Source organism: Xenorhabdus taiwanensis, assembly GCF_036512875.1.
In the GTDB taxonomy this organism is placed as follows: domain Bacteria; phylum Pseudomonadota; class Gammaproteobacteria; order Enterobacterales; family Enterobacteriaceae; genus Xenorhabdus; species Xenorhabdus taiwanensis.
The window spans coordinates 3,368,036-3,390,572 of the sequence record NZ_AP028978.1 but is presented as its reverse complement, the minus strand read 5'-3'; the positions used below and the strand labels follow the sequence as shown (position 1 = coordinate 3,390,572).

29 protein-coding genes and 2 pseudogenes are annotated in these 22,537 nt (G+C 41.3%); 9 read left to right on the top strand and 22 right to left on the bottom strand.

All coding sequences use genetic code 11. The features are described from left to right. Positions 1-46: 46 nt before the first annotated feature. Positions 47-1,807: a bifunctional isocitrate dehydrogenase kinase/phosphatase gene (aceK, locus tag ACE1SE_RS15835; RefSeq protein WP_374051681.1), complete on the top strand. Its 1,761-nt coding sequence runs from the start codon at positions 47-49 to the stop codon at positions 1,805-1,807. A 177-nt stretch (positions 1,808-1,984) separates the two neighbouring features. Here aceK and ACE1SE_RS15830 read toward each other — a convergent pair. The 3 genes and pseudogenes from ACE1SE_RS15830 to lysC form a co-directional block, all read right to left on the bottom strand. Then, a pseudogene (locus ACE1SE_RS15830) lies at positions 1,985-2,095 on the bottom strand (hypothetical protein); the annotation flags it as partial. Between the two features lie 73 nt (positions 2,096-2,168). Next, complete coding sequence (iclR, locus tag ACE1SE_RS15825) at positions 2,169-2,999, bottom strand: glyoxylate bypass operon transcriptional repressor IclR (RefSeq protein ID WP_374051680.1); 831 nt, start codon at positions 2,997-2,999, stop codon at positions 2,169-2,171. Between the two features lie 229 nt (positions 3,000-3,228). Beyond that, positions 3,229-4,602: a lysine-sensitive aspartokinase 3 gene (gene lysC / locus ACE1SE_RS15820; RefSeq protein ID WP_374051679.1), complete on the bottom strand. Its 1,374-nt coding sequence runs from the start codon at positions 4,600-4,602 to the stop codon at positions 3,229-3,231. A gap of 277 nt (positions 4,603-4,879) precedes the next feature. On the opposite strand from lysC, the gene pgi reads away from it, so the two are divergent. The 3 genes from pgi (at position 4,880) to ubiA (ending at position 8,119) form a co-directional block, all read left to right on the top strand. Further along, positions 4,880-6,526, top strand: a complete 1,647-nt coding sequence (pgi, locus tag ACE1SE_RS15815) for a glucose-6-phosphate isomerase (protein WP_374051678.1) — start codon at positions 4,880-4,882, stop codon at positions 6,524-6,526. 178 nt (positions 6,527-6,704) lie between these two features. Next, complete coding sequence (ubiC, locus tag ACE1SE_RS15810; RefSeq protein WP_374053695.1) at positions 6,705-7,217, top strand: chorismate lyase; 513 nt, start codon at positions 6,705-6,707, stop codon at positions 7,215-7,217. A 47-nt stretch (positions 7,218-7,264) separates the two neighbouring features. Next, the gene (ubiA, locus tag ACE1SE_RS15805; protein WP_374053694.1) at positions 7,265-8,119 is read left to right on the top strand and encodes a 4-hydroxybenzoate octaprenyltransferase; all 855 of its coding nucleotides are present in this window, start codon (positions 7,265-7,267) and stop codon (positions 8,117-8,119) included. Between the two features lie 64 nt (positions 8,120-8,183). Here the strand turns inward: ubiA and plsB are convergent, their stop codons facing one another. Next, positions 8,184-10,652 (bottom strand): glycerol-3-phosphate 1-O-acyltransferase PlsB, encoded by a 2,469-nt coding sequence (plsB, locus tag ACE1SE_RS15800; RefSeq protein WP_374051677.1) that lies wholly within the window; start codon positions 10,650-10,652, stop codon positions 8,184-8,186. 137 nt (positions 10,653-10,789) lie between these two features. On the opposite strand from plsB, the gene ACE1SE_RS15795 reads away from it, so the two are divergent. Then, the gene (locus ACE1SE_RS15795; protein ID WP_374051676.1) at positions 10,790-11,161 is read left to right on the top strand and encodes a diacylglycerol kinase; all 372 of its coding nucleotides are present in this window, start codon (positions 10,790-10,792) and stop codon (positions 11,159-11,161) included. 118 nt (positions 11,162-11,279) lie between these two features. Further along, the gene (lexA, locus tag ACE1SE_RS15790) at positions 11,280-11,894 is read left to right on the top strand and encodes a transcriptional repressor LexA (protein WP_099131484.1); all 615 of its coding nucleotides are present in this window, start codon (positions 11,280-11,282) and stop codon (positions 11,892-11,894) included. Positions 11,895-12,043: 149 nt separating this feature from the next. On the opposite strand, the gene zur is transcribed toward lexA, so the two are convergent. Continuing rightward, positions 12,044-12,556, bottom strand: coding sequence for a zinc uptake transcriptional repressor Zur (gene zur / locus ACE1SE_RS15785; RefSeq protein WP_374051675.1), 513 nt, complete (start codon positions 12,554-12,556; stop codon positions 12,044-12,046). Positions 12,557-13,115: 559 nt separating this feature from the next. Here zur and ACE1SE_RS15780 point away from each other — a divergent pair. Continuing rightward, the gene (locus tag ACE1SE_RS15780) at positions 13,116-14,174 is read left to right on the top strand and encodes a DUF1266 domain-containing protein (RefSeq protein WP_374051674.1); all 1,059 of its coding nucleotides are present in this window, start codon (positions 13,116-13,118) and stop codon (positions 14,172-14,174) included. Positions 14,175-14,246: 72 nt separating this feature from the next. Then, positions 14,247-15,260: a hypothetical protein gene (locus tag ACE1SE_RS15775; protein ID WP_374051673.1), complete on the top strand. Its 1,014-nt coding sequence runs from the start codon at positions 14,247-14,249 to the stop codon at positions 15,258-15,260. Between the two features lie 330 nt (positions 15,261-15,590). Here ACE1SE_RS15775 and ACE1SE_RS15770 read toward each other — a convergent pair whose 3' ends face one another. The 15 genes and pseudogenes from ACE1SE_RS15770 to csrA all read right to left on the bottom strand — a co-directional run bounded on the left by ACE1SE_RS15770 (position 15,591) and on the right by csrA (position 21,197). Beyond that, positions 15,591-15,860: a pyocin activator PrtN family protein gene (locus ACE1SE_RS15770; RefSeq protein ID WP_374053693.1), complete on the bottom strand. Its 270-nt coding sequence runs from the start codon at positions 15,858-15,860 to the stop codon at positions 15,591-15,593. Positions 15,861-15,890: 30 nt separating this feature from the next. After that, positions 15,891-16,295 (bottom strand): phage protein NinX family protein, encoded by a 405-nt coding sequence (locus ACE1SE_RS15765; protein WP_374051672.1) that lies wholly within the window; start codon positions 16,293-16,295, stop codon positions 15,891-15,893. A gap of 1 nt (position 16,296) precedes the next feature. Continuing rightward, positions 16,297-16,626, bottom strand: a complete 330-nt coding sequence (locus ACE1SE_RS15760) for a hypothetical protein (protein ID WP_374051671.1) — start codon at positions 16,624-16,626, stop codon at positions 16,297-16,299. Positions 16,627-16,861: 235 nt separating this feature from the next. After that, positions 16,862-17,210, bottom strand: a pseudogene (locus ACE1SE_RS15755) (KilA-N domain-containing protein); the annotation flags it as partial. Then, positions 17,200-17,436 (bottom strand): hypothetical protein, encoded by a 237-nt coding sequence (locus ACE1SE_RS15750; RefSeq protein ID WP_374051670.1) that lies wholly within the window; start codon positions 17,434-17,436, stop codon positions 17,200-17,202. The gene ACE1SE_RS15750 and the pseudogene ACE1SE_RS15755, both read right to left, overlap by 11 nt. After that, positions 17,433-17,777: a hypothetical protein gene (locus ACE1SE_RS15745; RefSeq protein ID WP_374051669.1), complete on the bottom strand. Its 345-nt coding sequence runs from the start codon at positions 17,775-17,777 to the stop codon at positions 17,433-17,435. Before ACE1SE_RS15745 ends, ACE1SE_RS15750 begins: the two co-directional genes overlap by 4 nt. Before the next feature lie 12 nt (positions 17,778-17,789). Beyond that, positions 17,790-18,386, bottom strand: coding sequence for a hypothetical protein (locus tag ACE1SE_RS15740; RefSeq protein WP_374051668.1), 597 nt, complete (start codon positions 18,384-18,386; stop codon positions 17,790-17,792). After that, complete coding sequence (locus tag ACE1SE_RS15735) at positions 18,386-19,246, bottom strand: ORF6N domain-containing protein (protein ID WP_374051667.1); 861 nt, start codon at positions 19,244-19,246, stop codon at positions 18,386-18,388. The genes ACE1SE_RS15740 and ACE1SE_RS15735 overlap by 1 nt, the downstream gene beginning before the upstream one ends. Further along, positions 19,246-19,434, bottom strand: coding sequence for a PerC family transcriptional regulator (locus ACE1SE_RS15730; protein ID WP_374051666.1), 189 nt, complete (start codon positions 19,432-19,434; stop codon positions 19,246-19,248). The genes ACE1SE_RS15735 and ACE1SE_RS15730 overlap by 1 nt, the downstream gene beginning before the upstream one ends. Further along, positions 19,421-19,702, bottom strand: coding sequence for an ANR family transcriptional regulator (locus ACE1SE_RS15725; RefSeq protein ID WP_374051665.1), 282 nt, complete (start codon positions 19,700-19,702; stop codon positions 19,421-19,423). The genes ACE1SE_RS15730 and ACE1SE_RS15725 overlap by 14 nt, the downstream gene beginning before the upstream one ends. Beyond that, a complete protein-coding gene (locus ACE1SE_RS15720; protein WP_374051664.1) occupies positions 19,699-20,037 on the bottom strand; it encodes a hypothetical protein in 339 nt (112 codons plus the stop codon). The genes ACE1SE_RS15725 and ACE1SE_RS15720 overlap by 4 nt, the downstream gene beginning before the upstream one ends. 71 nt (positions 20,038-20,108) lie before the next feature. Continuing rightward, entirely contained in the window at positions 20,109-20,426 is a 318-nt protein-coding gene (locus tag ACE1SE_RS15715) for a hypothetical protein (RefSeq protein WP_374051663.1), read from the bottom strand. Continuing rightward, entirely contained in the window at positions 20,423-20,794 is a 372-nt protein-coding gene (locus tag ACE1SE_RS15710) for a hypothetical protein (protein ID WP_374051662.1), read from the bottom strand. The genes ACE1SE_RS15715 and ACE1SE_RS15710 overlap by 4 nt, the downstream gene beginning before the upstream one ends. 12 nt (positions 20,795-20,806) lie before the next feature. Further along, the gene (locus ACE1SE_RS15705; protein ID WP_374051661.1) at positions 20,807-21,016 is read right to left on the bottom strand and encodes a hypothetical protein; all 210 of its coding nucleotides are present in this window, start codon (positions 21,014-21,016) and stop codon (positions 20,807-20,809) included. 1 nt (position 21,017) lies between these two features. Further along, positions 21,018-21,197 carry a carbon storage regulator CsrA gene (gene csrA / locus ACE1SE_RS15700; RefSeq protein WP_374051660.1) on the bottom strand — a complete coding sequence of 60 codons (180 nt, stop codon included), beginning with the start codon at positions 21,195-21,197 and terminating at the stop codon, positions 21,018-21,020. 102 nt (positions 21,198-21,299) lie between these two features. On the opposite strand from csrA, the gene ACE1SE_RS15695 reads away from it, so the two are divergent. Further along, positions 21,300-21,761 (top strand): ECs1072 family phage-associated protein, encoded by a 462-nt coding sequence (locus ACE1SE_RS15695; protein WP_374051659.1) that lies wholly within the window; start codon positions 21,300-21,302, stop codon positions 21,759-21,761. A gap of 251 nt (positions 21,762-22,012) precedes the next feature. Here the strand turns inward: ACE1SE_RS15695 and ACE1SE_RS15690 are convergent, their stop codons facing one another. After that, positions 22,013-22,183 (bottom strand): host cell division inhibitor Icd-like protein, encoded by a 171-nt coding sequence (locus tag ACE1SE_RS15690; protein ID WP_374051658.1) that lies wholly within the window; start codon positions 22,181-22,183, stop codon positions 22,013-22,015. After that, the gene (locus ACE1SE_RS15685) at positions 22,180-22,353 is read right to left on the bottom strand and encodes a hypothetical protein (RefSeq protein WP_374051657.1); all 174 of its coding nucleotides are present in this window, start codon (positions 22,351-22,353) and stop codon (positions 22,180-22,182) included. Before ACE1SE_RS15685 ends, ACE1SE_RS15690 begins: the two co-directional genes overlap by 4 nt. Positions 22,354-22,537 lie beyond the last annotated feature (184 nt).

Sequence of the window (22,537 nt, the reverse complement as noted above, 5' to 3'; positions counted from 1 at the left end):
TTCCAAAAGGAATACCCCTTTACGTGTCGGATAAAGGTGGCTAAATATGGAAATAGATCTTGCACATTTAATTGCACAAACCATTTTGCAGGGATTTGATGCGCAATATGGTCGATTTCTGGAAGTCACTTCTGGGGCACAACAACGTTTTGAACAGGCTGACTGGCAGGCTGTGCAGCAGGCCATGAAAAAGAGGATTAACTTGTATGATCATCATGTTGGATTAGTGGTGGAGCAATTGAAGCGCATTCATACTCCATTACAATATGATGAAGATTACATTGCCGAAGTTAAAGCGGTTTATACCCGTTTATTGCCTGACTATCCGCGTTTTGAAATTGCGGAAAGTTTTTTCAATTCGGTTTATTGTCGTTTTTTTAAACATCGTAATTTGAAACCAGAAAATCTCTATATCTTTTCTTCTCAACCCTCTTTCCGTTTTCGCCATATTTCTCGCCCATTATCACGGGACTTTTTTCCTGATGGGAATCTCGCATCCATGTTGCGAACCATCTTAAATGATTTGCCACTGCGTCTTAAATGGGAGGATTTGGATCGGGATATTGGTTATATCAAGCAATACTTGCAGAATACATTTTCCCAATGTGATTTATTGTATTCCACGTTCCAAATTGCTAATGAACTGTTTTATCGTAATAAGGCAGCCTGGCTGGTAGGAAAAATCAGGATGGGAACGACGGTTTATCCTTTTTTGTTGCCGATTCATCACAATGAATCGGGGGGAATTTTTGTTGATACCTGTCTGACCAGTTACGATGATGCCAGTATTGTTTTTGGTTTTGCTCGCTCCTATTTTATGGTTTACGCACCTTTGCCTGCAGCTTTAGTTGAGTGGTTGCGGGAGATTCTTCCGACGAAATCCACAGCGGAGCTATACATGGCGATAGGCTGTCAAAAGCACGGTAAAACAGAATATTATCGTGAATATCTGACATTCATTAATTCCACTCAGGAACAGTTTACGATTGCGCCCGGTGTGAAGGGCATGGTAATGCTGGTTTTCACTTTCCCGTCATTTGATCGTGTATTTAAAGTGATTAAAGACAAATTTGCACCACAGAAAGAGGTTTCTCAAGAGCGTGTTCAGGAATGCTATCGTCTGGTAAAAGAGCATGATCGTGTTGGAAGAATGGCAGATACTCAGGAATTCGAAAATTTTGTGATTGATAAACGCCATATTAGCCCTGAGTTAATGGAAGAATTGCAAAAAGAGATACCAGAAAAGTTAGAAGATCTTGGAGATAATCTCTTGATAAAGCATCTTTATATGGAACGCAAAATGATGCCGTTAAATATTTATATGGAACAGATCAATGAAGCACAATTGAAAGATGTGATTGAGGAATACGGAAATGCCATTAAACAATTGGCTGCTGCAAATATTTTTCCAGGTGACATGTTGTTTAAAAATTTTGGTGTTACACGCCACGGAAGGGTGATTTTCTACGATTATGATGAAATCTGTTACATGACCGAAGTGAACTTTCGGGATATTCCTCCGCCACGTTATCCGGAAGATGAGTTGGCTAGTGAACCTTGGTACAGTGTTGCTGTTAACGATGTTTTTCCCGAAGAATTCCGACATTTTTTATGTACTGACAAACATATTCAATCTTATTTTGAAGAAAGTCACAGTGATCTATTTAAAGCAGAGTATTGGCGAGCACTGCAAGAGCGTATTAAAAACGGACATATAGAGGATGTTTTTGCTTATCGTTGTAGACAACGATTCGGCCAGCGTGCTGAAATGGACCACATAAGAAATATAAGTATTGATGGAGATTGAATTTATTTTAATAGACATATGGTTCCGTAATTTAATAATTATAATCTGCACCATCAATATAATCATCTTGTTTGTTTTTAAATATTGAGGGAGTAATAGCTCAGGTCATTTTATACAGTGATATTTTACATATTAAAAATAATCATGCTGATGGCAGTTATCTTGATGTTTATGGCAAGCTATTTTAAAGTCCCGATCGATTAGTATCCCTAGGAGAGGAATCAATTTGTGCAATTCCGGCATTCCATTAGCTTGTGAAGCTTGATAACGGACAACGATAACATAGTCACATTTTTCTTTATTTGGCACCCACGGGTCATTGGACCAACGGGAACAAAACAAATCAGTTTTTTAGCAAAAATTATTTAATTCCACCGTATTCTCGGCTAATTGCTTTTGCTGCCCGCATAACAAGGGCACCAAGTTCGGTTACTCGATCATCAGAGATACGTGATACTGGGCCGGAGATGGAAATAGCGGCAAAAGCTTCATGATGCTCATCATAGATACAGGCAGCAATACAGCGTAGTCCTAACGCATGTTCTTCATCATCAAATGAAAAACCTTGCTTGCGGATCTGTTCGAGATTTTCTGTTAATGCTGCGGCGGTGGTACAAGTATGTTGGGTATAAGCGTGCATCCCTTTTTTATGCAACAATTGGAGGCGTTTTTGTTCAGATAGAGTAGACAGCAGAGCTTTTCCAGCGCCGGAAGCGTGCATCGGTAGATTGCCACCAATGGGCGCAGACATTCTCATCAGCGCATTGCATTGCACTTGATCGACAATCACGGCTTCATATTCATCCAGATTAAGGATGGCAAGGTTGACGGTTTCACCGGAATCTTCCATTAACTGACGCAATATCGGGTGAACCAGCACCATCAGATTACGGCTCTGTAAGAAACTACTGCCAACGACAAAAGCATGGGAAGCAATCACCCATAACCCTAAATCACCTATCTGGCGAACAAAACCATGTTGCTGCAAGGTGGTCAAAAGACGGTGGGTAGTGGAGTTGGGCAGACCGGCTTGTATCGCCAGATCAGTCAGAGCAACACCAACAGGTGAATCGGAAATATATTCCAAAAGTGTCAGCCCCCGACTTAAAGATTGAACCTGACCGCTTGCAGCGGCACTGTTTGTCATCATTTTCGTTTTTTTTGGGCGTTTGCTGGTAACGGCTGTGCTCATAAGATTCCCTCTGAATAATCGTCTGCTTGCAGCAACGATAGCTGCGATAGACACAAAATGGAATTTATTTTCGTTTTCTTATTATGGATGATAAAGAGGGGAAAAACACATCCGATGTGTTCATTCATAAGTTTGATTAACTATCCTCTTTGCAAGATCAAGAAAACCCGCTTTGTATGCGGGTTTTTCTGGCACTATGTTTGACTTTATTATGTTTGACTTTATTTTGTCAGTCTTCAAACAAACTCTGGTGCAATGTCTGAATGACCTGTTCCGCATCGTTACCAGGAACGAGCAGACAGACATTATGGCTGCTTGCACCACAGCTAATCATGCGAATATTAAATGGTTCCAACACGCCAAAAATCCCTTTTCCCAATCCTTTTGCTCGCGAAAGTTCATTACCGATAATCGCCACCAAAGCCATATCTTCTTCGACTTCCACACGGCACAATTTAGAAAGTTCAGTTAACAACGCATTGGTCAGCAGGTTGCCATTAGTGCTGGTGGAACCTTTGGTATCCAGCGTCAGGGCGATACTCACTTCTGATGTGGTGATCAGATCCACCGAAATATTGTGGCGTAACAGTAAGGTAAAAACTTCTGCCAGAAAGCCTCTGGCATGTAGCATTTTCAGACTATGTAATGTTAGTAAAGTTTGTTTGCGGCGCAAGGCCAATGCACGAAACAGTGGGGGATTTCCTGTCTTATCACAGACTACTGTACCGCCTGCCTGTGGCTCTTTGCTGGAGCCGACAAATACCGGAATGCCACAGCGAACTGCCGGTAGTAGTGTGGCAGGATGGAGGATTTTGGCACCAAAAGTTGCCATTTCTGCTGCTTCATCAAAAGCAATTTTATTGATGCGTTTAGCTGTAGGAACAATACGGGGATCAGTAGTATAGATGCCTGGAACATCTGTCCAGATATCCACACGCTGTAAACCCAGCGCTTCACCCAATAAGGCTGCGGTATAATCACTGCCACCTCGTCCTAGCGTAGTTGTACGACCTTTTTCTTCTCTGCCAATAAACCCCTGAGTGATAATGATTGTATTGTTCAGGCGAGGATGAAGGTGTTCCATTGCCAAAGTATGGAGCTGGAGTATATCCGGTTCTGCCTGTCCAAAGTTATCATTGGTTCGCATGATCCGACGGATATCAAACCATTCGGCACCTGTGTTGCGTTGACGTAGCAACTCTACAAACAATAAGGTGGACATGACTTCACCGTGGCTAACTAATTCATCTGTCAATGCTTCTGAAGTAGCGAGCGATGCTGCTTCTGACAGCATCTCAATATTTTCCAGTAGACGATCAATTTCCTCACGGATCACACCGGCTTCATTCAATCGGTCAATAATGGCGTATTGAATGTCACGGATCTGTTTCAGATAGCTCTCCCGTTTATCACTATCGCAGCCAGCAGACAATGCAACCAGCAAATTAGTGACGCCAGCGGAAGCTGACAGAACAACCACACGGACATTTGTGTCCGCCAAAATAATGTCGGCGCAATTATTCATGGCGTCAAAATCTGCCACACTAGTACCACCAAATTTTGCTACTACATACTGCGAATCAGGAGATGAAACAGCACACATGGATGATAACCTTTTGTTCGGAGAATAGTTCAGATAATAGGCTGTTAGAAATATCGGGTTAGGCGTACGGAGTCAATATTTGACGATGAAGCATAAATAATTTTCATGATGGAAAGGAAATTATCGTTTTTGCCTATCTCAACAATTAGAGCTGGAAATTATGGGCTATTTTGACCAATATCAGTAATTACAAGGAAAGGGAGATAAATCACAGCATTAAACCGTTACAATCTGTGCATTCCTATTGTTTATTGACAGTTGATAGAGAGCATTATTCATGAAAAACATCAACCCTAGCCAGACCGAAGCCTGGAAAGCATTGCAGCAGCATTTTGAGCAAATGAAAAATGTGCATTTGCGGGATCTGTTCGAACAGGATAAAGAACGGTTTACGGCATTTTCTGCGACATTTGATCAGCAGATTCTGGTGGATTACGCCAAAAACCGCATTACTGCGGAAACTCTGGAGAAATTACAAGCATTGGCGCAAGAAACTGATTTAGCCGGCGCAATTCGCAGTATGTTCTCTGGTGAGAAAATTAATCGTACTGAAGATCGTGCGGTGCTGCATATTGCCCTACGTAACCGTAGTAATACCCCGATTATGGTGGATGGGGAAGATGTGATGCCGCAAGTCAATGCGGTGTTGGCGAAAATGAAGTCATTCAGTGAACGCATCATCGGTGGTGAGTGGAAAGGCTATACAGGCAAAGCCATTACAGATGTTGTCAATATTGGCATTGGTGGCTCTGATCTTGGCCCTTATATGGTGACTGAGGCACTGAGAGCGTATAAGAATCACTTGAATATGCATTTTGTTTCCAATGTTGATGGAACCCACATTGCCGAAACGCTAAAGAACTTAGATCCAGAAACTACCTTGTTCCTGGTTGCTTCTAAAACGTTTACTACGCAAGAAACGATGACTAACGCGCATTCTGCCCGTCATTGGTTCCTGCAAAGTGCTATTGATGAAGCGCATATCGCGAAACATTTTGCGGCATTATCTACCAATGAACATGAAGTGAAAAAATTCGGTATCGATCCCCAAAACATGTTTGAATTTTGGGATTGGGTAGGGGGGCGTTATTCACTTTGGTCTGCAATTGGTTTATCTATTGTGCTTTCTATTGGTTATGAAAATTTCGCACAGTTGCTAAGTGGCGCTCATGCAATGGATAAACACTTTGAGCAAACCGCTTTCGAACAGAACATTCCTGTTTTGTTGGCACTGATCGGCATCTGGTACAACAATTTCTTTGGTGCGGAAACTGAAGCGATTCTGCCCTATGATCAATACCTGCACCGTTTTGCTGCCTACTTCCAACAAGGCAACATGGAATCAAATGGTAAGTACGTCGATCGTGATGGCAATCCGGTAAATTACCAGACAGGGCCGATTATCTGGGGTGAACCTGGCACCAATGGTCAACATGCGTTCTACCAGCTTATCCATCAGGGAACTAAATTGATCCCGTGTGATTTTATTGCACCAGCAATGAGCCATAACCCAGTGAGTGATCACCATAGCAAACTGCTCTCCAACTTCTTTGCACAAACGGAAGCATTGGCATTTGGTAAAACACAGGCTCAGGTGGAAGCTGAATTTGCGCAAGCAGGAAAAAATGCCGAAGATGTGGCGAATGTTGTGCCATTCAAAGTGTTTGAAGGTAACCGTCCGACCAACTCTATTTTATTACGTGAAATTACCCCATTTAGTTTAGGGGCATTAATTGCGATGTATGAACATAAGATTTTTGTTCAAGGCGCCATTTTGAATATCTTCTCATTTGATCAATGGGGCGTAGAATTGGGCAAACAATTGGCGAATCGTATTTTACCTGAACTGCACGATGCAGAAGCTGTAACTAGCCATGACAGCTCTACAAATGGCCTGATTAACCAATTCAAAGCGTGGCGTTAATCTGAACCTCCATATTATCTAATCTTTTCTCACCTTAATAACAATAGTTATTAAGGTGAGTTTTTTTGTGATTTACATAATTTGTTATCAACTTTTAATTTTATTGGTCTGCAACATGATATCCTCACTCCCCATTCGTTGTGCTGTCGGGGAAATGGCTATTCCCCGCAATGGGAAAATAATAATGACAGATGACACAATATTAAATTCAACCCCCATCCACTGGTTATCATCAAATGAGACAGACCTTCTGCCTGAATCTGTTTTAGATTGGCTGATGGAAGTCGGCTCAATGACACGTCGCTTTGAACAACATTGTCAGCAGGTATCGGTGGTTCCTTTCCGGGAAGATTTTATCACTCTGGCAGAGTTAAATGATGAAAGTGAGCACTTGCCTGCAAGTGAAAAGTATTGGTTACGTGAAATTGTCTTGTATGGGGATAATATCCCGTGGCTTTTGGGACGCACAGTTATTCCTGAGGAAACACTCACTGGCCCAGATAGAAAATTGGTTGATGTAGGTACTGTTCCACTCGGACGTTATCTTTTTAGTGGTAATAATTTAACACGGGATTATATTCAAATAGGCCGACAGGGGGATCGTTGGGCACGCCGTTCTTTATTGAGACTGTCGGGCAAGCCATTGCTACTCACAGAGGTTTTTTTACCGAATTCACCTGCATATAAATAGAATTAAGATCAACAGAACTAAAGGGGGAAAATAGATTGAAGGTCAGTATGACGCGGGATAAATGGCGTGCTTATTGTCGTTTAATGCGTATCGATAAACCCATTGGCACATTATTACTATTATGGCCAACATATTGGGCATTGTGGATCGCCGCAAAAGGTATGCCAGATTTACACATAGGGTTAGTATTTACTCTCGGTGTGTTTTTTATGCGTGCTGCGGGATGTTGCATTAATGATTTCGCAGACAGAAAATTTGATGGGTATGTAGAACGGACAAAATCTCGTCCTCTTCCCAGTGGCGATATTACCGAAAAAGAAAGCAAAATCTTGTTTGCCACACTGCTACTCATTTCTTTCGCACTGGTTTTGACCCTGAATAAAATGACGATTGCATTGTCAGTCGTTGGTCTGGCACTGGCGTGGGTTTACCCTTTTGTCAAGCGCGTTAGTCACTTGCCACAAGTTGTGTTAGGTGCTGCTTACGGCTGGTCAATTCCTATGGCGTTTGCCGCAGTCAGTGAATCTTTGCCTTTAGAATGTTGGCTATTATTTTTAGCCAACATCATTTGGTCTGTAATTTATGATACGCAGTATGCAATGGTTGATCGTGACGATGACTTGAAAATCGGCGTGAAATCTACTGCCGTACTTTTCGGACGTTTTGACAAACTGATCATTGGCATTCTGCAATTCATCATGCTGGGCATTTTGGTCTTAGTTGGCGGGATGGTGAATCTGGGGGGAATATATTATTGGACGTTATTATTGGCAACAGCACTATTCGTTTATCAGCAAAAACTGATCACAAATCGGGAAAGGTCTGCCTGTTTTCAAGCGTTTATGAACAACAACTATGTCGGTTTAGTTCTGTTCCTCGGCGTCTTTTTTAGCTATGCCTAATAGGATATAGCTTTAATATAACGGGCGGTAATCCGCCCGTTAATTTCTGACCAGTTTGGTGTCGTTATTGCTGTTCTTGTGTTACCTGTACAGGTTCATTTTGTTCTGGCGGCATACTAACACTTTCAATCGTCAAGCGAATTTCAGGTGACATCAGCTCACTCAATACATGATAGAGTTCCTGGGCACTGGTGGTAATCATATCGCCGCTGTCTTGAATATAACCTTCTTCACGCAGCGTATTGACTGAGCAAGCAAAAACTGCCTTGTCGAAGAACTCCGGCGCATTGATGCCATGTAGAACTGACAGACGTTGTGCCAGCATCCGACTCTCTTTTTCCAGTACACCACGGCTGATTTCAGGAGTGGCGTTTAATAAAGAGAGCGTAATAGCATAACGTTGCAGCGTTTCCCTGATGCCTGCCGCCAGTAATTGCAGTGGGCGAATACGTGCAGGATTCAGTACCAGCATACCTTGCTCTTTGTTGCAGATAAGGCCTTGGCGTGCCAGCTCATCAATTAAGGTATTGACGACGTCAGAGAGCGTTTCCTTGCTGTAACGCATGAAAAGTTCCTGCTTGATCAGCGGATAGATCAGCGCTACCTGTCTAAGCAATTCACTGCGACTAATACGGCGGTGATGCATAATAATACTGGTAATCAGGGATGGCAGGATCAATAAATGCTGGATATTATTACGATAATAAGTCATCAATACCGCGCTTTCACGTGGCAGGATAATAATATCTCCCAGACCGTCCTTCTCGACCTCAAACTTATTCATCATAAGAGCATGATCTAACAACTCTTCTGCAGTTTGGTTTGGCACTGTGATATCGTCAGTGTAAGGCACATTACGTAATAATTGCAGATAGCAATCCAACTGTTCAATAAGCTGTTCACGAGTAAGTGCTCGCTGACGTGATGACAACAATGCCGTAGTGCATAAATTGATAGCATTGGCTGCGGCCGCATTATTGATATTAACCATAATGTTGTCAGCTAGTTTACTGACTGTTGGCGTCAACCATGTTGGACGCTGAGACTCTATTGGGTCAATGGAGTCACGCCACTCTGGTACATGCTGATTCAGGTATTGTGTCAACGGGATCGGTTCACCAAAATTCACGTACCCTTGTCCCAGATTACGTAATTTGCGCAACCCGCGTACCATCTGGAAAAAGCCTTCTTTTTCCTTGGTTGCTCCGCGCAGTTCTTTGGCATATGTTGCCACTTCCATCACATGTTCATAACCGATATAGATCGGCACAATCGTGATTGGACGAGATTCTCCTCGCAGCATAGCTTGCAAGGTCATAGAGAGCGTTCCCGTTTTGGGATCAAGCAAGCGACCAGTACGGGAGCGCCCTCCTTCGACAAAGTATTCAACCGAATAACCGCGGGTAAACAACTCACCGAGGTATTCACGAAAGATGGTTGAATAGAGCTTATTGCCTTTAAACGTACGGCGGATAAAGAACGCACCGAGACGACGGAATATCGGACCAGCAGGCCAGAAATTCAGGTTAATGCCCGCAGCAATGTGTGGTGGAACCAGCCCTTGATGATAGAGCACATAAGAGAGCAGAAGATAGTCCATATGGCTGCGATGGCATGGAACATAAACCAGTTCATGGCCGTCTTGTGCCAACTGGCGAACTCGTTCGGCGTTATGAACATTGATGCCTTGATACAAACGGTTCCAGGTCCAACTTAAAACCCGATCAGTCAAACGTACGGTTTCATAGGAGAAATCCGCCGCAATCTCTTCCAGCATATTGATGGCGTTCTGCTTGGCCTTTTCGGGAGAGATTTTCTTGCTACGTGCTTCATCAGCAATCGCTTTTTCTATTGCTTTTGATGCCAGTAACTTGTTAAACAGCTCCTGTCTGGCAGGCAAACGAGGCCCAACCGCCGCAAGACGCTGGCGGGAATAGTGCATCCGAGCCACACGGGCGAGTTTATTGGCAATGATCTTATCTGTACCATGCTCGTCAGCCATACGGCGTAAAGACACTGGTGTGGAAAAACGGACAAAACTATCCCGTCCAAGCCATAAGATCGCAAAAAACTTCTGCACGCCATTTAACAAGCGTAATTGTGGGGTTGTATGCCCTTCTTGCCCTTCGCGTCCTGGGGAGCGACCAAACATGACGGAAACAGGCACCATCTGGATATCCAGATCGGGATTATTGTGATGCATGTCCAGATAAGAGTGGAAAATTCTCACAGATTCATGTTTTGGCGCATAACAACGGAACACACGTGGACCATTATCGATAAAGACACAACTGGGAAGCTGTGTGTCACCAATTTCCAAAGGATTCAACGGATCAGGCAAATCTTGCGCCAGACATTGTTGACGTAGAGTCAATAAGTCTGTTTTTGAGTGATACGGCAATATATACAAAATAGGCCGAGTTGTATCAAGACGCAGCTCCGCAATAGGATCCGTAGGGATGAGTTTACTTTTTACTAATAATTTTAGTGGTAAATTCAATAATTTATAATATATTTTACGCCAACCTGACATAACTGCTTTAAGCCTCTTGTTAGCAATGCATCGCAAGGATACCAGAAACAGATTTTGAGATCTGTGGAAATAAGACAATAATAAGAGTTAAAAGTTATATATCCATACAATTGTTAAGTTCATTAAATAAAATTTTTATGGCAAATCACTCAACAGGTTTGAGCCGTATCATTAAAGCGGCTGGGTATTCGGTGAAAGGAATCAAGGCTGCATGGCAAAATGAAGCGGCATTTCGGCAGGAGGCAATTGCTGTCATACTTGCGATCATCATTGCATTTTCTTTAGATTTTGGCTTACATGAGAGACTCTTCCTGATTGGCTCTGTTATGCTGGTGGTCATTGTCGAAATCCTCAATAGTGCCATAGAAGCAGTCGTTGATCGCATCGGTAGTGAATATCATGAGTTATCAGGTCGAGCGAAAGATATGGGTTCTGCGGCTGTATTGCTCACCATATTTTTGGCGTTGTTTATTTGGGGAATGATCTTTTGGTCGCATTTTATGCACTGATGGAGCGTGTTTTTTCATCAAATACGTTATTTAGCTGCTTTTACATGCTGACAGGTTCCCAATTCGGCTTTACCTGTATATACTCACAGTTTGACTGTATAAACAAACAGGGGGCGAAATGAAAGCATTAACTGCCAGGCAGCAGCAAGTCTATGACTTGGTGCGTGACCATATTTCGCAAACGGGTATGCCACCAACACGTGCTGAAATTGCAGCGCGTCTTGGTTTTCGTTCACCTAACGCAGCAGAAGAGCATTTAAAGGCACTTGCGCGTAAAGGGGTGATAGAGATTATTTCTGGTGCGTCCAGAGGTATCCGTTTGCTGCTTGAAGAAGATGAAGGGGCGGGATTGCCGTTGATCGGTCGTGTTGCTGCTGGGGAACCACTACTGGCTCAGGAACACATTGAAAGTCACTATAAGGTTGATCCTGAATTATTCAAACCAAGTGCGGACTTTCTGTTACGTGTCAGCGGAATGTCCATGAAAGACATTGGCATTATGGACGGAGATTTACTGGCAGTACATAAAACCCAGGATGTTCATAATGGGCAAGTTATTGTGGCGCGCATTGAAGATGAAGTCACAGTAAAACGCTTCAAACAAACAGGAAACAAAATTGAACTGATTGCTGAAAATCCGGAATTTAAACCCATTGTTGTTGATTTGAGCGAGCAGAATTTCACTATTGAAGGATTGGCAGTCGGCGTTATTCGTAGCGGAGACTGGTTCTGATTGTAAAGGCGGATAATTGCAGTTTGCCATTCTGGGGCGGTCGTCTTTCCCAGAGCCCGTTAAACTAAAGTTCAACGGGAACTTGAAAAATATAAGATTATATTAGTTATGACCGCCTCATTGCTCAATTTGGTTTCAAGCGTTTTTTCTTATTTCTTTTTATTTTCTTCAACCGAATGATTGTGCTGGCATATATCGCGCTCGGTACAGGATTCAATCTCATGGCAGGAAGAACACATACCATGCACTTCTATCACGCTATTTCGCAAGTGAAATCCCGTACCTTGCGCTAACTGTTGAATAGTTGATTCAATATCCTTTGCATCCTTTTCAGTTACTGAACCACAAAATTCACAGATAAACATTGCCGAAGTATGGCATGGCTCTTCAAAATGATGGCAAAGCACATAGCTATTTGTAGATTCAATTTTGTGAATAAAACCTTGTTCCAGCAGAAATTCCAATCCACGATAAACCGTTGGAGGTTTGGCTTGTGGTTCGGCTTCACGCAATAAATCCAGCAAATCATAAGCGCTTATCGCGCCAGGCTGTTCAGTGATTAAACGAAGAATTTCAAGGCGTTGAGGTGTCAAACGAACCCCTCTTGACAGGCAGATTGTTTCAGCCTGTGCCAGTAACTTTTTTTGATTGATAGTTTTCATTACACCTCTCACACCTACACGATGCTAATGACTTTAATGTTATCATGTTTTTTAACCTGAGAGTGGGATCTATATGATGTTCAGTTCTCGTCTGATGTGTAACATACCTGTGAGGAAAAGTGGTTAATTTGTCATGATGAGAGACTTGAAAATAAAATTAATCTGTGGATAAGAACAATAAAATGGGCTGAAAAACGGAGAAAATAAAACTGAAAATATTGGATAATATCTGAAGGTTTAAGTTGATTTATCTGGATAATTATATTGAAAATTAAAATTATATATTGTTTGAATATGTCACTTATCATAATTTACATTGTAAATAGTATTCTCCATTACTAATATTAGGCATGGTTTATAATGATTAATAATAAAAGCAGTTTATTCTGATGGTTCTACTTAGAAAAGAAAAAGATTTTAACATTAAAGAATTAAAAATACATCTTACTTAATTAATGGATTAAAAATGAAAGAATTATTGCAAAACCACCCAAATAATAGAAGATTTCCTGTTAATGGTTTTCGGATAATTAAAAATATCCTCAAGGAAAGAAAAAGGGTGACATTTCTTAAGCCTATTCAGACAGTTGGTTTAAGTGCTCTTTATATTACAACACTTTTGTTAGGGGTATTATCGGTCGGAATAACGATACTGATCTTTGATGATAATCATGTATCTTCAAAGGAATATATACTCTGGGCTAGCTTGATTGGCTTGAGCTTACTGGGTATATATCTCTCCACTTATAGCCTCCAACGCATCAAAAATCTCCCTATTACCGAACAGAAACGTTATTACTTACAGGCAAAGTATTCTGTTTTGCCGGAAGAAAAGCGTCAGGCATTGCGTTTGCATATCGTTAGTTGTTATTACGATGGTTTTTGGACAGAAACATTAGAACATTATCCTTTAAAAAGTCGTATTTCTCACGATAATTACCAATACCGTATCTTGCCCTTATCTGATGCAGAGCCTCATCAGTCTCAAGTCTATACAGATTGGGGAATACTTAATGAAAAAGATTATTGGAAAGTATTGCATGATTTATGGGCGGGAATGCACTCAGAACGTTTTGCGGTTGATGCGGTTTTTACCGATGGAGAAATATTTAAGGTACTTGGCAGTTTAATTGAAGAGCCAGAGGAATATGTACAGCAATGTTCTCGCTCAATTAATGGACGCCCGCCTGTTTTACTTTGGGGATTTGATCTCTGGCGAGCGATTGTTTTGAGCCGAAACTGTTTTGCTGCGGGCTATATTAGTGAAGAAACAGCGTGGAAAAATATACTAAAAACAGCTAATTATGTTTATGAAATTTTTGGCAGTTTCGATGAATTCCACACGAATTATCGGTTAGGTAATGCCTATTGGAACCGGAATTTTGACACAGCGAAAGGACGCCTGAAAGCGTTTTGGTTTTATAAGGAACACTGTGACTGGCCGATAGCTCAATTACCCTGGCCAAACCCGAAAGGTATCTTTATGGAACAATATATGAAAGATGGTTTTGCTGATGCGGTCAATTCTATATTGCACGATCAACAAATGGAAGATTCGCTCGACGACGAAGTCACGGATGAAGATAGTAGCCATACTGAAATTCGTGTATTGCATTAACAGCATGTGGGGATAGGTATGTATACTATATGACATAAAGGAACAATTACAAAAAATAATACAAGTACAAACATGGCAATATATGAATTAACACGGGATACGTTAATAGAAGTTGAAATGACTTCATTTGAGGAAGAGAAGCTGAAGGAACGACAAGACATTCAGCGTCTTTTAAAATCACAAATTGGAGCCATTAGTCCAAATACATTAGTGATTGCAGAAGAATATAGTCATTTTGTTGGCTCTAATCGTCGCCTGGATTTACTTGGTATCGATAAGTCTGCCAATCTCGTCGTCATAGAGCTTAAGCGGGATGACGATGGTGGTCATATGGAACTTCAGGCGATTCGGTATGCAGCTATGGTTTCGAACCTGACGTGGGAGCAGGCTGTTAGTGCTTACAGGGAATTTTTGAGTCAAACAGGACAAGATATTGATGCTGAAAGTTCGTTGTTGGATTTTCTGGCATGGGACTCTCCACAGCATAGTGATTTTGCTAAAGAAACGCGTATTATTTTAGCTGCTTCTAGCTTTTCTAAAGAGATTACAACATCAGTTTTATGGATGAATGATATAGGGATGGATATAACTTGTGTTCGTCTTCAGCCTTTTCGAGTAAATGAAAAACTTTTATTGAATATTGAGCAAATTATTCCTCTTTCTGAAGCGATGGATTACCAGATAGAGGTGCGTCATAAAAAGCGTGAAAAGAGAGTTGCTAGCAATGAAAAAGATCACTCATCACTTAATCTGTATGTTAATGGAATACTTTACCAACAAGGATTCCGTAAATCAGACATTGGTTTTTATACAGTTAAAGCACTTGAGTATCATCGATTAATTGATGAGTCTGGTTTTAGCTATCTCCGAAGTAATAAAACTTGTTCGTTTCAGTTACTGAAAAAATATGAAGAAATTAAAGGAACTGAAGACAAATACAAAAAATATCGTACTCAGTTAGAGCCTGAGTTTGATTATCAAGGTGAGGGGTATTACATCGCTCGAAATTGGAGCCTTTCTAATACAAATCGATTTATTAATGAAATTCAAGAGAAATTCTCATCACTACACTTTGAATGGAGCTAATTCAAGTATTCATTTTTGTTGAGTTTGAAGCGATCCTTTTCGCTCTGTATAATTGCCCGCCTTGGATAATTTGGGGGAGTTTGTGCTCCCCCTCAATATCTCCTAATGGCTGAATAAAAGCCGAAATAAACCAGAATATAAAGTGGCGATATCGGCGCTATCTTTTGATTTTAAAACGAGGTTTGTGATATGCACCCATCATCCCGCTTTTCTGTTGCCCCCATGTTAGATGGGATATGTTTATTAATAAAATCAATTAATTGAGAGTTTTTGGGGTGCTATTGGGGTGCTGTAATGAACATAGCACCCAATGGTTTTGAGAGGGTATAGCTAGTTTGTTTTCTTCTTCGACTGCATTCTTTCCACTTCTTTTGCGGCTAGTTCTCTTTGCCCGTCAATATACTCAGCAAGATCGTGTACGTGAACAATTCTTGGTGATTTTTGGCTGTCGTTCATTTTGTATGTCGGAATTTTCAGCTTACCTTCGTTAGCTTTACGTTCCGCTGTTGCTGGACTTAGCTTAAGATATTTCTCGGCTATAGCTGATAACGGTATTTGTGATGTTTCAAACTCTGCCATTAATAAAAATGTTGTGTTCATTTTCATCACTCACCTCCTTTCAGATATTGGTCATTTCTGGCCATTGTCATTTGCCCTCTCCACCAGCTCATCAGGGATGTCAACTTCGTCGCCTAATTTAGAAGAGACTACAGCGCGACAGATGGCGATTTGTGGAGTTTGGCCTTCCTGTACTTTCCAAATGGAAAAATCATTCACTGTTACCGCCTTACAAGATGCTATCCAAGGAGAATCAATACACATACGGGTTAAGCTATCTAGATATTTATCAATTAACTGGACGCATATAGACCAATCAGAAGATGGCTTAAATGAATAATATCTACTTTTTTTATCTACAAAATGCCCACTTGGTAATTCCAGAAAACGACCCTTACTACAAATCTCTGCTCCTAAAGACAAGGCCACAGCCCAATCCAACACTTTACCTGTCAGATCACTTGTTTTGATTTTCACATCAATTCTCCTGTGTTACTGGAGCAGGGATATCATCCATATAGCACCAGTGTGTGACTTCATTGTTTTCGTGTTCTGACCATTGTTGCGTGTCGGTATTCCAGTAGTCGTAACCTGCGCGGGAAATAGAGCCAAAAGAAACATAAACAAGACACAAGGGAACCCACTTATCATCATCTACAGGCATCCTGTCCTGAACGCTGACCCAAGGGATTGTTTGGGTTTTCTTGCTTTCTTCCACCTTCTTCAATAACCAGTCTGCCCACTCGCGCCCGTCGTCAATGTGACCGGGTAAACCAATTTCATTCTGTGCGTTATCGATGCTGATCATTGCTCTTCTCCACTGTTAAGGTCGATAGCCATCTGGCCTGCTTCTTCCAGTGCGCTAATCATTTTCTGGCGCTTCCCTTTGGTCTTTTTTCGTGCGTTCATGATTTGGCTGCACACAGAAAGTAACTCAGCTTCGTTCTTTTCATCCCGTGCGAGCTGGTGGCGTAACTCATCAAATCTTCCAACCATGTGATCGAGAGAAGGAAGGGCATTAATCCCAATGCCTGAATTTCCCGATTTGAAATCGATAAATGCCTGGTTCACGTCAAGCTGAAAATCCGGTCGAATCCACCCTGCATAAGAGACGGCTATCAGCTCATGTGCGTAAGTGCCCGGTGAAGAACCACCATTATTTATGTCGACTGCTTTTTGACCAGACTGCAAATATGCCGTCTGATTGTTTTTCAATAACTTAGCTTCCAGTTCTGCGATAAGCTCTTTTGCGTACTTGGTTCTCAACCATTGGTTAGGTGCTTTATTTTCGTTCTCTCCACTGGCCTTATGTAATGTGTTCAGGTTGTAGCGCCCGAATTCATCAAGAGGAATCTCAACACCGACAACTACAGGAAGTAATTTACCTTTCATATTTTTTACCCCGTCTTACGCTGTTACCTTTCTTCATTGGAGTTATCTTCACTTCTGCCACTTTGGGTGCGGGTGGCAGAGGAGGGCAGATGCCCTCGTGAATATGTTGATTGCGTCTCATGCGGTGGATATGCCGCTTGGTGTGATCCCTGCCATCGTCGATGTGGACTACCGTTCTGACCAGTTCGTCGTTAATATCCACCATCTGGCGGTGCTCCTCAGTCATTGAAACATCCCCTTGGCTGCCAGCGTGTCGCCCATGTCATTGATCATGCTTTGCCATATTTCACGCCCGTAACCTGTCAGAGAGCCATTGACTACGCATTTTTCCATTAGGTTAATAGCTATCACTTCCCATACTGGATAACGCTGTTGTAGTGCTTCCAGTGCGTAACTATCCACCAGTTCACGAATGCCTTTTATTCCATCGACAATAGCGACATTGATTTCCGTTTTTCCGACTCGCATTGTGAAGTGATCGCCGCCGTTACGGGTCGTTACGTCGTGATAGATAGCGGCTGCGTAAGTATTCGCGAGTGCGTTGAGGCGAAAGTTTTTCGTTATCATGTGGGCTTCCTCTCAATGAAAGATCGGCATAGGGTCAAACTCACCAGACTCGACCGCTTCGATTAATTCATCGTGCAGGATAGAAAGTCCCTCACGCCCTTTCTCGGATAACCAGTTACCTTCCTCTGGCTGCTTATTAACGAAATCCATGTACATTCTTAGCGCCATATCTGCCCCTTCTTCGCTGCCGAACTGCTCAAAGGCGAACCCCTCAACATGGGTTGCCAGCATCAGGCGCTCTGCCAGTGGGTACACCGTGATTGCAGATGCACCATTAAGATAAATAGCGGCGGTATCAGTGCCGCCCTGACCGTTATCAACCTCACGGGTGCCGTTTCTGTCTATTTGCTCCCGGATAAATGAGGCTGAGACAATCCACCGCCATAGCATCACCCTCTGTTCGCTGGTGGGCTTATAAAAGCCTGCTTTCCAGCCATGATAAATCGCTAGTACCAAATCAAAACCCAGCAATAAATCGCGGTCATACTGACCCGCGTCTAATGATTTCAGTGCCTCTACATAACCTACGATTTCAGTATTCGCCGCCTCAGTGATGACAATCACGCCATACTTGCCGTAATCAAATGCTGTTTTAGTGTGTTTGCTCATTACTTGCCCTCCGGTGTATAAACTGCTTTATCGTGTTGGTATTCGCCGTTCCAGCTCTTCTTCATGGGAAGTTCGCCTTTCATGTACAGGGCATAGAGGCGATGGCAGCCTTTTTCCAATAACACAGCGGTGCGGGTGATAAAGGGATCTTGTCCATGAGGCTTTATCTCGTTTTCATCTTCGGTGAGATAGCGATCACGGGCGTATGAAGCGACACGCCAGCGCGGCTTTTTCTCAGGGTCTTTTTGTTCGTTGTAGAGCCAGTTGCGCTCCATTGCCCACCACATGATTTTGGTGGTATTCACACCATTCAAGCCCTTACAGAAAGCGGGAATGGTCATGCCTTTGGTAAAGTGCTTTTCCAGACTGTCCACGGTGGCGCTCAGGGTTTTATTTTCACCCTCAAGGCGCTCAACATTCTCGGCATACACAGACAGCATTGAACGTAGCTTCGCGGGATTACTGAGTAACTCAGCTTCCGTTGTGATGCTGTCACGGCGAGTGAAGTAGAACTCGGTCAGGTCATCGAAGTAATTCCAAGCTTGGTCGGTTTCTAGCATCTTGGAGTGGTTCGCCGCGCCGCGTTCTGTCCAGAGAATGAGGTTTCTTGCATGTTTGTTAACTGAACCTCTTAAAGAGGGGCAGTTCTTAAGTGACTGCAACTCATCACCTTCAACCCAAAAATAGTGTTTACCATCAACAAACCTTTCTTTGTTTCTACTGAAATTATTGGTAATCATTTTTTCAGTAGCTCCATACCCCGCAGCTAATTGTTCGGTAGTCACAACACGCTGACCGCGATACTCAACGATCTGTAATTCTTTGGCGGATACTGGAACTAATTCATTTTTCTTGGTCATTACAACCCCTCCTGTATTTTGATTTGTGCTTTCCGAACGCAGCGCAAATTATTCTTGGTGCATTCCTGTTCTTGTTTTTTATCCTGAGATAATGAAAGTGCTTTACCCCATTTATCAGCAGCGCGACGAAATAAATTTTGGCTTTCTAATTCTTTGGCTTCTTGTATTGCTTGTTCATATGCTGTCATTATTCACCGCTTGTTTTTTCATGTGCCTTTTTAATGCTGCGGCCATTCGTCTATTTTCTTTTTGGCTTCTTAATGCCGTACTATGACAATGATGTAATGAATGTCTTTTTTCGTTATGCTCTTGGCGATATTCAGTCCAGAGTTGATTCTTTAAATTGGTGGCTACATTTTTGGCCTTTCCCCAATATTCGGCTGCAAGGTCATACTTTTCTTCTTTTTCCATCTGAATAGCTGTATCAGCAAAATCTAAATAGGATTTATTTGTCATGTTATTGGCTCCGTTTTTTGTGCAACGTTTTCTAAAATCTCAGTCATAAATGCTTCACCTTCTTCGGTTAAATTTCCGAATTTGGTATAAAAGTTTTCGTATATCTTTATTAGGGCACCTTCAGCAACAAATTGCCCTTTCAGACTTAATCTCACACTTCTTTCAAAGTGATGAATCAAAGCATTTGTTAATACTTCTTCGTCTAAATCCAATCGATATTTAGTGTTTTTTACTGTGACTATATCGGTATGAACGCCGTACTTACTTTTTAATGAATCCAATTTCGCGTTTACTAATGCCTTTCGCTTTCTTTCAAGCAAAGTTGATTGTGTCATTTTCTATTTCCCGTTTTCAGCGTGAGCGATCCCCCAGCGATGGCGCTGTAATTAAATTTGTTTTGTTGTTTTTATTTTGATTGAGTTTTGCTTCTTCTTTCTCTTAATTCACTAACTGCATTCACGTTATTTACGTATTCGGCCTCGATAATAAGAGGTAATACAGAAAACAGTCGCGATAATCTATCAAGGTCAGTCATTGCTTCATCGGGCGAATATTCCTCACCGTTAACTGCTGCACCTGCTAAATTGGCAATAGCCTTCATTCCACTTGTTACCGAATAAATAACCTCATGACTTGATGAAGATAAAAACAGTAAATCATGGTCACTCATTTCTGAGATTTGTTCATTGTTGAAACGAATGTGATAGAAGATGTTATTCATCATTGGTATTCTACTCCTCGGACTCGTGCTATTTCTTTGCCTATATTACAGACTGCAATCAATGCAATGCTAAGTAATTGTGCACCGGTCAGACTTTTATCCGTATCAATTAATAAAGAAACATACGTTCTTAGATTTTCTATTTCATTCGCAACACCTTCCAATTCATCGAATGCCTGATTATCTGACATGATATAATCTTTATTAATGTCTCTTAACCGCTGAGCTAAATCACAAGTCTGACGATGCACACCACGGCACATTAAATAAGTATCCGGTTCGGCTTCATTTTGAGTTGCAGTCATTACTGGAACTATTGACGCCTCAATTTCTTCTGCAATTTCAACGGCTGCTTGTAGGCTGTTTGACATATTCCACCCTGATTATTTATTGAAGTTATTGTTTAATGCATTCAGGTCACGATACTGACACATTGACAATCTATGCGTGGCTCGTAACTTTAAATAAACATCGGTATCTATATCTTCCTCAGATAATTTTAATAATGGTGCTAATAAAGCCTGCATTTCTTCATTAATTTCCAATGCATTCTCTAAATAAGATTTATCACCAACTGATATTTTTGTTTTCATATCACTCTGCCTCATTATATTCTTGCTGAATACGTTGATATATTTCCTCACGGTGTACAGGAGTATCTTTTGGTGCCTTAACACCTATTTTAATTTGATTGCCGTTGATGCCTAGTATTACAACTTCGATATCATCACCTATGATGATTTTCTCTTGTCGGCGACGGGTTAGAATTAACATTTTTGTCTCCTTGATCAAATTATGCTGATTCACCTTTTTATTTTACCTTTAAGGTGGTGGTACTCTTGGTAGCCCCTACAACAACCAAGAAGGTATTTATTTATGTCTGTTTATTCGAACTTATTTATAGAGATTCAAAAAGCTATTTTCCCTTCGTATGGCGCCAGCTACACCAGCCAAAACATAATTTCCAAAGGTGATCCTGATAGCGCCAGAATACATTCTTATTTAATTTTATTGCTTGAAATAGTTAGCTATGAATACCGAAAACAGCATGCAACAATATTTGAGCCGCTAAGAGGTGATAAGGCTCTTAAACATTTACTGTTTACTCGGTATCAAGTTTCTCTTCGGGAACTGGAAACCAATCCGCTCGAATGGATTGTCTTTGCTCTTCTGAAAGACCTTGTCCCGGAAAATCTACCTCAGAAAGCCCAAAACTACGTAAATAGTTTAAAGCTGAACAAAGACGCATCTGGCATTGATTGGAATCTAAAAGTAAATTGGATTCTTGGCTCAGGTGAACAGACTCTGAAAAAGGCTGATGAGTCACAAGAGAATTAATTTCAAGCTCCAATGAATCGACTGTTTTCGATATAATGCAAAGTGCTCTTTCACGGCGATTAAGTGCATTAATTTCATTTTGAAGCCACGCAATAAGTTCATAAAGATTTAAGTTAGCAGCATAAATAAAAGGCTTATCGCCACAGGGTAGCGATTGCTGCCCTTTAATTTGGCTATTGTTTATCTCAGTCACCAAAGTATTATTGATATTAGTTACTGATTTTTTCATTTTTATACCCTCAAAATTAATATTATTTATCTTGGTTACAATTAACTATTTGACCCATCCAGCCGTAAATGACATATAAGGGCGCTAATAACCTTCTTGCTTCTTGTTCATCGCGCGCTTGAGCTTTAACACATATAGGGCGTGTTTGTTCCATATTGGAACGCTCAATTGCGCCGAAGATAAATGTTTTCATGGTTTTCTATTTATGAACCAACTAGATATATCGGTACTAAGTTCGCTGGCCAGATCTATCAAGACAGCTACATCCACAGGCTCCATTGTTTTGTTGTATTTGGAAAGCATTGCAAGTATGGTGCTAGATTGAGTCACTTTTTTTTCGATTTCATTCATTTCAGTAGACATAAGTATCCCTAAAGAGTTGGTGCTGTGTATTTTTGGTGTGTATAAATAATACGTTATGTATTTTTCACGATCAACATGTATTTATGTTGAAGATAAAATAAAAATTTTAACATATTGATTAATAATGATATGTTGTTTTTTTGAGTTGTAAAAATGCGGGCAATATCACAGTATGTCAGCGACA

Excerpts from the sequence above, each read along its gene's own strand:
- zur (WP_374051675.1), bottom strand. The coding sequence starts at position 12,556 with ATGAAAACTATCAATCAAAAAAAGTTACTGGCACAGGCTGAAACAATC.
- ACE1SE_RS15705 (WP_374051661.1), bottom strand. The coding sequence starts at position 21,016 with ATGAAAACAAAAATATCAGTTGGTGATAAATCTTATTTAGAGAATGCA.
- ACE1SE_RS15750 (WP_374051670.1), bottom strand. The coding sequence starts at position 17,436 with ATGACTGAGGAGCACCGCCAGATGGTGGATATTAACGACGAACTGGTC.
- ACE1SE_RS15685 (WP_374051657.1), bottom strand. The coding sequence starts at position 22,353 with ATGTCTACTGAAATGAATGAAATCGAAAAAAAAGTGACTCAATCTAGC.
- ACE1SE_RS15770 (WP_374053693.1), bottom strand. The coding sequence starts at position 15,860 with ATGAACACAACATTTTTATTAATGGCAGAGTTTGAAACATCACAAATA.
- ACE1SE_RS15690 (WP_374051658.1), bottom strand. The coding sequence starts at position 22,183 with ATGAAAACATTTATCTTCGGCGCAATTGAGCGTTCCAATATGGAACAA.
- ACE1SE_RS15725 (WP_374051665.1), bottom strand. The coding sequence starts at position 19,702 with ATGACAAATAAATCCTATTTAGATTTTGCTGATACAGCTATTCAGATG.
- ACE1SE_RS15695 (WP_374051659.1), top strand. The coding sequence starts at position 21,300 with ATGTCTGTTTATTCGAACTTATTTATAGAGATTCAAAAAGCTATTTTC.
- ubiA (WP_374053694.1), top strand. The coding sequence starts at position 7,265 with ATGACGCGGGATAAATGGCGTGCTTATTGTCGTTTAATGCGTATCGAT.
- iclR (WP_374051680.1), bottom strand. The coding sequence starts at position 2,999 with ATGAGCACAGCCGTTACCAGCAAACGCCCAAAAAAAACGAAAATGATG.
- aceK (WP_374051681.1), top strand. The coding sequence starts at position 47 with ATGGAAATAGATCTTGCACATTTAATTGCACAAACCATTTTGCAGGGA.
- pgi (WP_374051678.1), top strand. The coding sequence starts at position 4,880 with ATGAAAAACATCAACCCTAGCCAGACCGAAGCCTGGAAAGCATTGCAG.
- lexA (WP_099131484.1), top strand. The coding sequence starts at position 11,280 with ATGAAAGCATTAACTGCCAGGCAGCAGCAAGTCTATGACTTGGTGCGT.
- ACE1SE_RS15730 (WP_374051666.1), bottom strand. The coding sequence starts at position 19,434 with ATGACAGCATATGAACAAGCAATACAAGAAGCCAAAGAATTAGAAAGC.
- csrA (WP_374051660.1), bottom strand. The coding sequence starts at position 21,197 with ATGTTAATTCTAACCCGTCGCCGACAAGAGAAAATCATCATAGGTGAT.
- ACE1SE_RS15710 (WP_374051662.1), bottom strand. The coding sequence starts at position 20,794 with ATGTCAAACAGCCTACAAGCAGCCGTTGAAATTGCAGAAGAAATTGAG.
- ACE1SE_RS15760 (WP_374051671.1), bottom strand. The coding sequence starts at position 16,626 with ATGATCAGCATCGATAACGCACAGAATGAAATTGGTTTACCCGGTCAC.
- ACE1SE_RS15795 (WP_374051676.1), top strand. The coding sequence starts at position 10,790 with ATGGCAAATCACTCAACAGGTTTGAGCCGTATCATTAAAGCGGCTGGG.
- ACE1SE_RS15715 (WP_374051663.1), bottom strand. The coding sequence starts at position 20,426 with ATGATGAATAACATCTTCTATCACATTCGTTTCAACAATGAACAAATC.
- ACE1SE_RS15740 (WP_374051668.1), bottom strand. The coding sequence starts at position 18,386 with ATGAGCAAACACACTAAAACAGCATTTGATTACGGCAAGTATGGCGTG.
- plsB (WP_374051677.1), bottom strand. The coding sequence starts at position 10,652 with ATGTCAGGTTGGCGTAAAATATATTATAAATTATTGAATTTACCACTA.
- ACE1SE_RS15720 (WP_374051664.1), bottom strand. The coding sequence starts at position 20,037 with ATGACACAATCAACTTTGCTTGAAAGAAAGCGAAAGGCATTAGTAAAC.
- lysC (WP_374051679.1), bottom strand. The coding sequence starts at position 4,602 with ATGTGTGCTGTTTCATCTCCTGATTCGCAGTATGTAGTAGCAAAATTT.
- ACE1SE_RS15745 (WP_374051669.1), bottom strand. The coding sequence starts at position 17,777 with ATGATAACGAAAAACTTTCGCCTCAACGCACTCGCGAATACTTACGCA.
- ACE1SE_RS15735 (WP_374051667.1), bottom strand. The coding sequence starts at position 19,246 with ATGACCAAGAAAAATGAATTAGTTCCAGTATCCGCCAAAGAATTACAG.
- ACE1SE_RS15775 (WP_374051673.1), top strand. The coding sequence starts at position 14,247 with ATGGCAATATATGAATTAACACGGGATACGTTAATAGAAGTTGAAATG.